Origin of the sequence: Roseovarius sp. MMSF_3281 (genome assembly GCF_030733685.1) — a bacterium.
In the GTDB taxonomy this organism is placed as follows: Bacteria; Pseudomonadota; Alphaproteobacteria; order Rhodobacterales; family Rhodobacteraceae; genus Roseovarius.
In genome coordinates this window covers 197,254-208,912 of the sequence record NZ_JASHIM010000004.1, presented here as the reverse complement: position 1 = coordinate 208,912, position 11,659 = coordinate 197,254, and the positions used below count along the sequence as shown (strand labels likewise).

Sequence of the window (11,659 nt, the reverse complement as noted above, 5' to 3'; positions counted from 1 at the left end):
GTGGGCCAGACCGGCAAGGTGGTCGCCCCCGAGCTTTACGTCGCCATCGGCATCTCGGGCGCCATTCAGCACCTTGCCGGGATGAAGGACTCCAAGATCATCGTAGCCATCAACAAGGACGAAGAAGCGCCGATCTTCCAGGTGGCCGATTACGGCCTCGTCGCCGACCTCTTCGAGGCAGTGCCGGAACTCACCGAAAAGCTGGGGTAACAGCGGCGTTTTGTACAAAATGTACAGAAGTATTCGGGACGCCCCGGATTTCTGTACAAAATCAGCGTCCAAAACGTACAAAACGTACAAAACTCAAGGCCCGCCCTACCGGCGGGCCTTTTGATTGAAACCGGCCCTTGCAGCGCCCCGGTTCAGGGGCCTATGCTTTGGCCAAATCAAGTGGAAGGGCACCCCATGGAAATCCAGAAAATCGGCGTGATCGGCGCGGGCCAGATGGGCAACGGTATCGCCCATGTCCTTGCAATTGCTGGATATAATGTCCTGCTCAACGATATTTCGCAGGATGCGCTTGATAAGGGGCTGGACACCGTTCGCAAGAACATGGAACGGCAAGTCAGCCGCGATAAGATGGCGCAGGAGGAAATGGATGCCGCCCTTGCGCGCATTTCGCCCACCCTGACCCTGACCGACCTTGGCCAGACCGACCTCGTCATCGAGGCCGCGACCGAGAAGGAAGCGGTAAAAACCGCTATTTTTCAAGAACTTGTGCCACATCTTCAGGATCACACGATCCTGACATCGAACACCTCGTCGATCTCGATCACCCGTCTGGCCAGCGGCACAGACCGCCCCGAACGCTTCATGGGCTTCCACTTCATGAACCCCGTGCCCGTGATGCAATTGGTGGAGCTTATCCGCGGCATCGCCACCGACAAACCCACCTATGACGCCTGCCTTCAAGTCGTTGAAAAGCTTGGAAAAACCGCCGCCAGCGCCGAGGATTTCCCGGCCTTTATCGTCAACCGGATCCTGATGCCGATGATCAACGAGGCGGTCTATACCCTCTACGAAGGTGTCGGCACCGTGAAATCCATCGACCAATCCATGAAACTGGGCGCCAATCACCCCATGGGCCCCTTGGAACTTGCTGATTTCATTGGATTAGATACCTGTCTGGCGATCATGAACGTGCTGCACGACGGGCTGGCCGACACCAAGTATCGCCCCTGCCCCCTGCTCACCAAATACGTCGAGGCCGGATGGCTTGGCCGCAAGGCGGGCCGTGGATTCTATGACTATCGCGGGGAAGAGCCTGTTCCGACGCGCTAACCCTCGATAAACCTTTGGAATCGCGTATTTTTTAACGCTTCGATCACTTCGTCGCGATTGGCCAGTCGATCAATCGACCGGCCTTGAACGATCTTGCGCATCCGCAGTTCCGGTTGAAACGGGGCCACCCCGAGAAAGCTATGCACCTCGTTCATGATGGCCGATGTCCGCTCTGGCCCGGCAAAGAAATCTTCGTAAAGGATGTGCATGCGGCGCTCTTGCGGAATACCCGCAAGCATTTGATTCAAAGCTTTATTTTCGGCCTCAATCACCTCAAGCCCGTCCAAGACCTCTTGCGGCTCCAGCCGCAATGTCGTGCCGCCCTGCCCATACTGCCCCTCGCGGACTTCGACAACGCCCGACGCCTCCAGCAAGGCGTTCGAGATCATCCGGTCCAGAATGTTTTCCCGCTCCAGCCCGATCACCTTGATAGCTGGCCTCTGCGCCAGATAGTCGGCAATCCCAAGCCTTTGAAAATGCAGCGCAAAATCCTTTACCCCGACCTGTCGCACCCGTGACAGACGCTTGCCATCCCTTGGCCGCCGCTTGATACGCCGCTGCACCGCCCGCGCCGCGAAAGCCAAGCGATGCCCCCAAGGGTTTCCCAGGCAAAAATCCAGATAAGCCGTGTCATCCCCGCGAAACGCCCCAACCCGGCGCTGCAGTTTTCGGATCGGGTTCCAATCGCCCAGAACCTCACCATAATTCATGATTTCGGGGTGCTGGTTCAGCAGGTTGACCAAGGCGTTCGACCCACTGCGCCCCAAGGTCAAGATCACATGCTGTCCGGTCATATCGCCCCCCTTGAGGCTGGATCACGAAATACCGCGCGGGCCATCACAGGCTCGGCGCAGCGTGTTCATTACCAAATTTTCCGTGAAAAATCAGCTCTTTCGCGGCTCGGACGCGAAACATTGCGTTTCTCATCACGCCTTGGGCTCATCCTCATCCGCCAATGACAGCGTATGCTCGCGCAGCCATGTCATGAAGCCGCGCGGATCTTTTTCCAGCATTTTCATACGCTCCGCCGTTATGGGGGCGCCGACAACCGGCTTTTGCGGATTGTTGCAGCTATGAACCACCTCGTGCAGCAACAGGCTTTGTCGCAGGGTCGCCGAAATACGGTTTGCCATCTGGTACCAACGGGAATTGGCCCCGGGGAAATAGATCGGGACCACTTGCGCCCCGGAACGGCGGATCATCTGTGCGGTAAAGACATTCCATTCGCGTTCAATCGCCGGGCCAAACAGGCTATCGGACGAGGCCACGACGCCCGAGGGAAAGACGCTGATCAATCCGCCCTCTTTCAAATGCGCCATCGCCTTGGCCCGCATTTCGACCGATTTGCGTTGTGCATCGGGTTCATGCGGGAAGGGCACCGAGATCATGTAAGAGGCCGCCACCTCGTCAATCCCGGTCAAAAGAGCCCGCGTCAGGATCTTGTAATCCGTCCGCCTGCGGCCGATCAGATCGGCAAGGATCATCCCGTCAACAAGCCCGTGCGGATGGTTGGCGACCACCACAACCGGCCCTTCCTTGGGGATATTATCAAGCTGATGGTCCGGTGTCAGCAGGTCAATCCCCATGGTATCAAGCGCCGCGCGCCAGAACGCCTGCCCGGTTGGGGCCCCCCGCTTCTCGAATTTTCGGATCATCCGCAGGATCGAGATTTTACCGGTGAACCACTCGATGGAGCGGATGATCGTGGCGGTCAGGCGCGTATCGAAGGAATTGGCATAAGTCAGACTTCGACGGTCATACTTGGTAAAGTTCACCGTCTCGCCGCCATCATGTGCCGCGTGATTGTCTTGCCTTTCAGCCAAATTGCCTTTTCCCGTCCCGTCGCGCCTTGGCGCAGCTTGCTACATGTCTTCGCCGAACCGGTCCGCCACCAAGGCTTCGATTGCATCCGCCAAGGCCTCGGCGTCCGGCCCCGAAGTTTCGACGTCAATAGTCTTTCCTTTCGACGCTGCCAACATCAAAAGGCCCATAATACTATCGGCATTGGTGGACTGCCCTTCATGTGACACTTCGGCAGTTGCATCGAACCCTTCGACCACCTCCACAAGTTTTGCCGCGGCCCGCGCGTGCAGGCCCTTCTGGTTCACGATTTTCAATTGTCGGATGGTTTGCTCGGACATGCTCACTCAACTTTCCCCCGCAACGTCAGCCTGTACATTGTGGCTGTCTATGTATTTCCGGCCAGCATCCAACGCCGCGCGGGCGGCTTCCCCCAACGGGAGGTGGCGACTTTTGACCAATTTAAGCAACAAGGGCAGGTTCGCCCCGTAAAGAATGCGCCGGTCGACAGGGCGGCACGCCTTGAGCGACAGGTTCGACGGTGATCCGCCAAATATATCGGTCACGATCAAAACGCCATCACCGGTATCAACCTCGTCCGCGGCGGCGCAAATCTCTGCCTGCTTTGCCGCGCGGTCATGATCGCCCCCGATGGAAATCGCCTTTATTCCCACTTGTGGGCCAATCACATGTTCGATTGCACTCAGGTATTCCCGGGCCAGTCCGCCGTGCGCCACGATCACGATACCGATCACTGCCGTCACTCCTCCCGGGTTTGCGCGCCCGTTTCAACAACGGGTCGATCAAGGGCCGTCTTGCCGCGCCGTTCTAATTCTCGGTGCCTTATTGACACTTGCCAGCCGCTATCTGCAAGGGCCTGCGCCAAGGTTTCTGTCATTGTGACACTACGGTGTTGCCCCCCCGTACATCCAAACCCGATGGAAAGATATGCCTTCCCCTCGGCCTCGTAGGCTGGCAACAAAAGCTCGACAAGGGCCATGATCCTATCGCGAAAGGCATCAAACCGTTCGTCACGCTTTACATAATCGGCCACCTCGGGGCTACGACCGTCGAGCGCGCGCAGATGTTCTTCCCAATAGGGATTGCGCAGGAACCGGCAATCAAGCACCAGGTCAAGCCCCCGGGGTAAACCGCGCTTGTAAGAAAAGGATTGCACCGATACGGCCAATCGGCCCGCACCGCGCGGAACGAACCAGTTATCCAATTCGGCGCGCAGGTCGTGCGGGGTCATCTCGGAGGTATCAATCAACATGTCGGCCCGCGCCTTGATGGGACCAAGCAGGTCAAATTCACGGCCGATGCCCACTTGTGCACTCTCGGCCGGGGCCAAGGGATGACGCCGGCGTGTCTCGGAGAACCGGCGCACAAGGACCTCGGGGCGACAATCAAGGTACAAAACCTGCATTGGTAGATCTGCGATGGCGCCAATCTGGTCGATCGCTTCGATAAGCGCGTTCGTCGAGAAATCCCGGTTGCGCGTATCAATCCCAAGCGCCAGTGGCTTTACCGGGGCAGGCCCGTCCAGCAACCGTGGCAGAAGAGAAATGGGGAGGTTGTCGATGGCCTCGTACCCGATATCCTCAAGCGCCCGGATGGCCGTTGTCCGGCCTGCCCCCGAGGGCCCGGTAATCAGTATCAGCCGATTGGCCTTCGATTTTCGCTCTTGCCCTGACATCCCCAAATCCACTCACTCGATCCGTCCATGTTTAAGATATAGCATGACGGCGGCAGGAAAATGGGCGGCGTCGGTTTTTCTGACGACCGGAACAACGCACCCCATCAAGATATCCTCATGCCATTGTGGAAGGCGTTTGTCCTCCGGCTTGGTCAAATCCACAATCAGGTTTAGTCTTGCGCGCGGCACTGTCGGCGCCGCCAGTATCCCGACGCCCCGCGCTTCGATCAGGCCGCACAGGTGATCGGGCGCATGTACCATAAGCCCACCGTCATTTTGCGTGATTTGCGTGCGATCATCCGAAATCAATGACGCGCCCAGTGCGATCAACTGCAAACCAAGCCCGGATTTCCCGGATCCGGATGGGCCGCGTATCAGTGCCGCCTTGCCATCAAACGACACCGCCGTGGCATGCAGGGTTTGGCCTTGAGGGGTGGATTGCGTCACAACGTGACCTTCACCGTCATTGGCAAGGATTAAACCGGCAGACCCACGACAAAGCGTGCACCCAACGGTTCAGAACTTGCATCCGCGTCATTCGGGCGAATGTTCTCGGCCCAGATCACACCATCATGCGCCTCGATGATCTGTTTCGAGATCGAAAGACCAAGGCCAGAGTTGTTGCCGAAATCATTGCTGGGGCGTTCCGAATAGAAGCGCTTGAAAATCTTGACCAAGGCCTCCTGCGGGATGCCTGGCCCGGTATCCTCGACCACGACAAGCACGCGATTGTCACGCTTGCGTATCCACAGGCGGATCGCATCGCCTTCCTCGCAGAAGCTGATCGCGTTGGTGATCAAGTTGACGAAAACCTGGGCAAGCCGCGCTTCAAGCCCGGTGAAAACGATAGCGTCTTTCGGGAAGTCCGTGATGAACTCAATACCCTTCTTCTCGGCCTCCTCGCCCAGGAAATTCCCGATATTGCTGAGCATCGTGATCAGATCGAAGGGTTCTTGTTCTTCTTTGACCAACTCACTGTCAAGGCGCGAGGCATTCGAAATATCGCTGACCAGCCGGTCAAGCCGCCGCACATCGTGTTCGATCACTTGGAGCAATTTCTCACGCTGATCTTCACGTTTGGCCACGCGCATCGTTCCAACAGCGGATCGCAGGCTGGCCAGCGGGTTCTTGATCTCATGTGCCACGTCGGCGGCAAATTGTTCATTGCTATCAATCCGATGATAAAGTGCCGCCACCATACCGCGCAAAGCGCCCGACAAGCGCCCGATTTCATCGGGCCTCGCTGTCAGGTCCGGGATACGAATGCGCCCGCCCCGGTTGTTGCGGCGGTCGCGGTCACCACCGATTTCCGCGGCAGAGGCCAGATCGGCCAGAGGATTTGCAATGGTCGAGGCAAGTATAAGGCTCAACCCGACGGAAACCAGCGTGGCAATCAGGAACATCTGCAAAACCCGTTCGCGTTCGACGGCGGCCACGCGATCAATTTCACCGCTGGCACTTGCCATGGCGACCACCGCAATCGGCCTGTCGCCCTGAACGACCGGACTGGCAACAGAAAAGATCGTCGCCCCATCAATCTCGCCGGTGGTCATCTGCGTGCCCGATTGCATGGCCGACGCAACAAGCGCCTGCGCCTGAGCCTGTGTCGACTCTTCGCTCTCGCTTCCGGTCAAGGCATCGAAGGGCACGGAAAGCCAGCTCCATACCTTGATCAAGGCATCGGTGATGGCCGTGGGTTTCTGATCTACCGGGTTTTGCGGTCTCGGTCGGGTTCCGATCGTCTGGCCCGCCAAGGTGCCGTTGGGATCGAAGACGAAAACCTCGACCCCTTCTTGAATATCAAGGCCTTCCAGTGTGCCGGCGACATCAATACCATCTCCCGTCACAAGGTTGACGGGCCCTCCTGTCGGCAACTGCGCCTCGAATACATCGGCGATAAGTTCAACTTCGCCGACAAGGCTGTTCGCACGTTGCAAGGCAAGGCTATCGCGCGAGGAATTGAGGTACAAAATCCCGGCAACCAGAACGCTGAGAGCGATCAGGTTGAAAGTTATGATTTTCCGAGTGAGGGAGGATTCGCGCAACGAAAAGAACCCTCGCCGTTCGCGACGAACACGCAACTCGTCTTCGACGACGTTATCCGGTGCGACAAAGTCATCCCCAAGAACAACATCGTCATCCTTGCGGGACGGAAGATCGCGCACGTGCACCCCCTCGACCAGAGCCATTATTCTTCGTTGTACCGATAACCGATACCATAAAGAGTCTCGATTGCCGAGAACTCAGGGTCGACCATGCGAAGCTTTTTGCGCAGGCGCTTGATGTGGCTGTCAATCGTGCGATCGTCCACATAGACCTGATCATCATAGGCCACGTCCATCAGCTGATCACGACTTTTGACGAAACCGGGACGCTGCGCAAGGGCTTGAAGAAGCAAGAACTCGGTGACCGTCAGGGCCACGTCTTGACCTTTCCACGCCACTGCATGGCGCAGCGGATCCATCCGCAATTCACCACGCTCGATGACCTTTGTTTCCTCGGTGTCGCCGACAACTTCGCCGGCAACGGCATCCTGGCGACGCAACAACGCGCGGATCCGCTCAACCAACAGGCGCTGCGAAAAGGGTTTTTTCACATAGTCGTCCGCGCCCATGCGAAGGCCGAGCACTTCGTCGATTTCATCATCCTTGGACGTCAGAAAGATCACGGGAATAGAGGTTTTTTGCCGAATACGCTGCAACAAATCCATGCCATCCATACGCGGCATCTTGATATCCAGAACGGCCATATCGGGCAGTTTTTTGCTGAAGGCATCGAAGGCCTGCTGACCATCGTTGTAAGTTTCCACTTCAAAACCTTCCGCCTCGAGAGTCATTGCAACGGATGTCAGAATATTTCTGTCATCGTCCACAAGGGCGATCTTAGACATGGTAATTTCCTTGTTACTGCTCTTGTTGCCTGCTTTTTTTCGTCATCATGCGCCTTTTTTGCCTTTACAATCAATCCAAAAGTGCGAATCGCGCCACTTACCCGCCTCGATTTGCGCAAAAAATCATTAGGAATGGCTAAATTGACTCACTATTCAACCAAGAGGTGAGAGAGGCGATCACGCAGACCAAGACTTGGTTGCGCTAACTTCGGCTTGGTTGCGCTAACTGCGCCAAAGCGTCCTGTTCTTTTACAGAAGCGTCATGTTAAGAGGCCCGCGACGGTGCATTTTTGCCGCCATCTAACCCTAGGGCGCAGGGTGCCCAGTACAGACCGCTCCTTGGGGGCGGGCATCACGAAACAGGAGCGTGACACATGACATTTGGACGGGTGAACCCGCAATTCCGGCTTGAAGACCAAGGGATAACAGGCCTGGGCGATGTCTACTACAACCTTATCGAACCCGCCTTGATCGAGTCGGCTGTCAAGAACGGTGAAGGCACCCTTGGCCGCGGCGGATCTTTCCTCGTGACCACCGGCAAGTTCACCGGGCGTTCACCCAAGGACAAGCACGTCGTCAAGACAGACAGCGTTGTCGATACCATCTGGTGGGACAATAACGCCGAGATGTCACCGGAAGGGTTCGATGCCCTGTACGACGACATGATCGCCCACATGCAGGGCGGCAAGTATTATGTGCAGGACCTTGTTGGTGGTGCCGACCCCGCGCATTCGATCAATGTGCGCATGGTGACCGAACTGGCATGGCACGGTCTTTTCATCCGCCACTTGCTGCGCCGCCCCGAGCGTGAGGCGCTTGATGGTTTCACCGCCGACTTCACCGTCATCAACTGCCCCAGTTTCCAGGCCGACCCGGCCAAGCACGGCTGCCGCAGCGAAACGGTGATTGCCTTGAACTTTGATCGCAAGATCATCCTGATCGGTGGCACCGAATACGCGGGCGAAAACAAAAAATCCGTCTTTACCCTGCTTAACTACCTCCTGCCCGAAAAAGGCATCATGCCGATGCACTGCTCGGCCAACCATGCCGATGGCAACCCGGTCGACACGGCTGTTTTCTTTGGCCTGTCGGGCACCGGAAAAACCACCCTTTCGGCAGATCCGGCACGCACCCTGATTGGCGACGACGAACACGGCTGGTCTGATCGCGGCACCTTCAACTTCGAAGGAGGCTGCTATGCCAAGACCATCAACCTCAACCCCGAGGCCGAGCCTGAAATCTATGCCACCACGACCAAGTTTGGTACCGTGATCGAGAACATGGTCTTTGACGAAGAAACGCTGGAACTGGATTTCGACGACGATACGCTTACGGCGAACATGCGCTGCGCCTATCCGCTTGAGTATATCTCGAACGCGTCGGAAACCGCGCTTGGCGGGCATCCCAAGAACGTCATCATGCTGACCTGTGATGCCTTTGGCGTACTGCCCCCGATTGCCCGGCTGACCCCCGCGCAAGCGATGTATCACTTCCTGTCGGGCTTCACCTCCAAGGTGGCAGGTACCGAACGCGGCGTAACCGAACCCGAACCCACCTTCTCGACCTGCTTTGGCGCGCCCTTCATGCCGCGCCGCCCCGAGGCCTATGGCAACCTGCTGCGCGACAAGATCGCAAAGCATGGCGCAACCTGCTGGCTGGTGAACACAGGCTGGACAGGCGGCGCCTATGGCACCGGATCGCGGATGCCGATCAAGGCCACCCGCGCGCTTCTGACCGCCGCGCTTGATGGATCGTTGAACGAGGTAGAGTTCCGCAAGGACCCGAACTTTGGCTTTGACGTGCCGGTCGAAGCCCCGGGTGTCGCCGAGGTGCTGCTTGATCCGCGCCGGACATGGGACGACCCCGAGGCCTATGACGCACAAGCCGAGAAACTGGTGAAGATGTTTGCCGACAACTTCGCCCAGTATGTTCCCTACATCGACGATGATGTAAAAGCGGCGGCACTCGGCTAAATCAGGCGTGCAAGACGTCTGAATACGTCCTGTCCAAGAGACGGGGCGTATTCATGTCAGCCCCTTGCGTTGCGCCGCAATTCGGACGGCGAGGCCCCATAGTGCTTACGCATGGCTCGTGCCAGGGCCGCTGGATTTTCATAACCACAGCGCAGGGCAATTTCGGAAATCGGTAGCCTTCCGCCTTCCAACAACTTGCGCGCTGCGGACAAGCGTAGGTGTCGATAGACAGTGCCGGGTGGCGCGCCCAATCGTGCGCGACACCGCCGGTCCAATGTCCGTGGCTGGCATGACAAGGCCTTGGCGAGCGATACAAGATCCAGCGGTATCTCCACGGTATCACGCATGAGGCTCAACGCGCTTTGAACCAAGGGGTCGTCTTCCTCGCGCATCCCATCGGCGCGCAATGGGGGATCACCATGTAAAAACAGCGCCTCGACATCCAGCCGGGCCGATTTGCCGAGGATGTCGGCAATAAGATCCAGCGTCAGATCAAGCGCCGACATGGCCCCGGCGCAGGTCCAGACAGGACCATCTCGCATCACCCTTGCGCGGGCCACCTCGATATCCAGAAACCGCTCGGTGAAGGTTTCAAGCAAATCCCAATGCACAGTGGCACGCCGACCTTGCAGCAGGCCGGCGGAGGCCAGCAGCCAAGGCCCGGCATCGAGGCCAACCACGACCTCGGCTTTTCGCGCCGCATCCCGCAACATCCGCCGGTTTGCAGCGGTGTCATGGCTGTCGTGATCGTAACTTGCCACAACGAAAAGGAAATCCACCTTTGGCAGCTCGGCAAGCGCGGTATGTGGCAACACCTCGATTCCACTTGAAGACCGGCGGGGCAAACCATCAGACGTTAGAATTTGCCAAATGAACCCCTCCTTTTCGGTCAAGGTGTTGGCCGCGCGCAACGGCTCAAGGCAGTTGGCCAAGCAAAGGTTCGAAAACTTGTCGAACAAGAGCAAACCGATCCGGCTTGGCGCCTTTGGATATTTTGACCATTTCTGCATGATAATTGTCTATTACTGCAGCTTTTGGCGCATTGCCAGCAGGCAAACTTGGCACAACTTAATAAGGGAGAATACCATGCCGCTTGCCATGAACCGCGAGGTTTTTGTCACCTGTGCCGTCACCGGATCGGGCGGGACACAGGACAAAAGCCCCCACGTCCCCCGCAGCCCGGAACAGATTGCCGAAAGCGCGATTGCAGCAGCGAAAGCGGGCGCGGCGGTAGTGCATTGCCATGTGCGCGACCCGGAAACCGGTGCGCCATCGCGCGACAGGGGCCTGTTTCGGGAAGTCACGGAGCGTATTCGCGAAAGCGAAACGGATGTCGTTTTGAACCTCACGGCGGGAATGGGGGGCGACATCGTCTTTGGCGGGATCGAAACGCCGCTTCCACCGGTCGAAGGCACAGACATGATCGGGGCGACCGAACGCGTAGCCCACGTGGCAGACTGCCGTCCGGAAATCTGCACGCTGGATTGCGGCACGATGAATTTCGCCGAGGCCGATTACGTCATGACCAACACGCCCGGCATGCTTCAGGCCATGGGGAAAATGATGACCGATCTGGGCGTGAAACCCGAGATCGAGGCCTTCGATACAGGCCATCTATGGTATGCAAAGCAACTGGTGAAGGATGGCATTCTTGAACCGGATGCTTTGGTGCAACTGTGCATGGGCGTGCCTTGGGGGGCGCCTGACGACCTCAATACCTTCATGGCCATGGTCAACAACATCCCCGAAGATTGGACCTTCAGCGCCTTCGCCCTTGGTCGCAATCAGATGCCCTATGTGGCGGCCAGTGTTCTGGCCGGGGGTAACGTGCGGGTTGGATTGGAAGACAACCTTATGCTGGATCGCGGCGTACTGGCCGAGAACTGGCAGCTGGTGGAGCGCGCCGTTGGCATTGTCGAGAACCTCGGGGCGCGGGTAATCGGACCAGACGAGGTGCGCAAAAAACTTCGACTGACCAAGCAGGCTCCGCAATGACCACACCTGCCAACGTCCCAGTCG

13 protein-coding genes are annotated in these 11,659 nt (G+C 57.8%); 4 read left to right on the top strand and 9 right to left on the bottom strand.

Going from position 1 to position 11,659, the window contains the following annotated elements; translation table 11 throughout:
* Together RBB32_RS07295 and RBB32_RS07290 are read left to right on the top strand one after the other, a co-directional pair.
* Positions 1 to 210: FAD-binding protein (locus RBB32_RS07295; protein ID WP_306152048.1), on the top strand; the 210-nt coding region annotated here is incomplete at its 5' end.
* A gap of 195 nt (positions 211 to 405) precedes the next feature.
* Entirely contained in the window at positions 406 to 1,281 is an 876-nt protein-coding gene (locus RBB32_RS07290) for a 3-hydroxybutyryl-CoA dehydrogenase (protein ID WP_306152047.1), read from the top strand.
* Here RBB32_RS07290 and RBB32_RS07285 read toward each other — a convergent pair.
* The 8 genes from RBB32_RS07285 to RBB32_RS07250 form a co-directional block, all read right to left on the bottom strand.
* Positions 1,278 to 2,075 carry a hypothetical protein gene (locus RBB32_RS07285; RefSeq protein WP_306152046.1) on the bottom strand — a complete coding sequence of 266 codons (798 nt, stop codon included), beginning with the start codon at positions 2,073 to 2,075 and terminating at the stop codon, positions 1,278 to 1,280. The genes RBB32_RS07290 and RBB32_RS07285 overlap by 4 nt on opposite strands.
* A gap of 132 nt (positions 2,076 to 2,207) precedes the next feature.
* Positions 2,208 to 3,104, bottom strand: coding sequence for a lysophospholipid acyltransferase family protein (locus RBB32_RS07280; protein ID WP_306152045.1), 897 nt, complete (start codon positions 3,102 to 3,104; stop codon positions 2,208 to 2,210).
* A gap of 39 nt (positions 3,105 to 3,143) precedes the next feature.
* Positions 3,144 to 3,422, bottom strand: a complete 279-nt coding sequence (locus RBB32_RS07275; RefSeq protein WP_306152044.1) for an HPr family phosphocarrier protein — start codon at positions 3,420 to 3,422, stop codon at positions 3,144 to 3,146.
* A gap of 6 nt (positions 3,423 to 3,428) precedes the next feature.
* Entirely contained in the window at positions 3,429 to 3,836 is a 408-nt protein-coding gene (locus tag RBB32_RS07270; RefSeq protein WP_306152053.1) for a PTS sugar transporter subunit IIA, read from the bottom strand.
* Between the two features lie 5 nt (positions 3,837 to 3,841).
* A complete protein-coding gene (gene rapZ / locus RBB32_RS07265) occupies positions 3,842 to 4,777 on the bottom strand; it encodes an RNase adapter RapZ (protein ID WP_306152043.1) in 936 nt (311 codons plus the stop codon).
* 12 nt (positions 4,778 to 4,789) lie between these two features.
* Positions 4,790 to 5,224 (bottom strand): HPr kinase/phosphorylase, encoded by a 435-nt coding sequence (locus RBB32_RS07260; RefSeq protein ID WP_306152042.1) that lies wholly within the window; start codon positions 5,222 to 5,224, stop codon positions 4,790 to 4,792.
* A gap of 29 nt (positions 5,225 to 5,253) precedes the next feature.
* On the bottom strand, positions 5,254 to 6,966 hold the full coding sequence (locus tag RBB32_RS07255; protein ID WP_306152041.1) for a sensor histidine kinase: 1,713 nt from the start codon (positions 6,964 to 6,966) through the stop codon (positions 5,254 to 5,256).
* Positions 6,966 to 7,667 (bottom strand): response regulator transcription factor, encoded by a 702-nt coding sequence (locus RBB32_RS07250; protein ID WP_306152040.1) that lies wholly within the window; start codon positions 7,665 to 7,667, stop codon positions 6,966 to 6,968. The genes RBB32_RS07255 and RBB32_RS07250 overlap by 1 nt, the downstream gene beginning before the upstream one ends.
* A gap of 374 nt (positions 7,668 to 8,041) precedes the next feature.
* On the opposite strand from RBB32_RS07250, the gene RBB32_RS07245 reads away from it, so the two are divergent.
* Complete coding sequence (locus RBB32_RS07245) at positions 8,042 to 9,640, top strand: phosphoenolpyruvate carboxykinase (RefSeq protein ID WP_306152039.1); 1,599 nt, start codon at positions 8,042 to 8,044, stop codon at positions 9,638 to 9,640.
* Between the two features lie 56 nt (positions 9,641 to 9,696).
* Here the strand turns inward: RBB32_RS07245 and RBB32_RS07240 are convergent, their stop codons facing one another.
* Positions 9,697 to 10,650: a GlxA family transcriptional regulator gene (locus tag RBB32_RS07240; protein WP_306152038.1), complete on the bottom strand. Its 954-nt coding sequence runs from the start codon at positions 10,648 to 10,650 to the stop codon at positions 9,697 to 9,699.
* 76 nt (positions 10,651 to 10,726) lie between these two features.
* Here RBB32_RS07240 and RBB32_RS07235 point away from each other — a divergent pair, with 76 nt between their 5' ends.
* Positions 10,727 to 11,635: a 3-keto-5-aminohexanoate cleavage protein gene (locus tag RBB32_RS07235; protein ID WP_306152037.1), complete on the top strand. Its 909-nt coding sequence runs from the start codon at positions 10,727 to 10,729 to the stop codon at positions 11,633 to 11,635.
* Positions 11,636 to 11,659 lie beyond the last annotated feature (24 nt).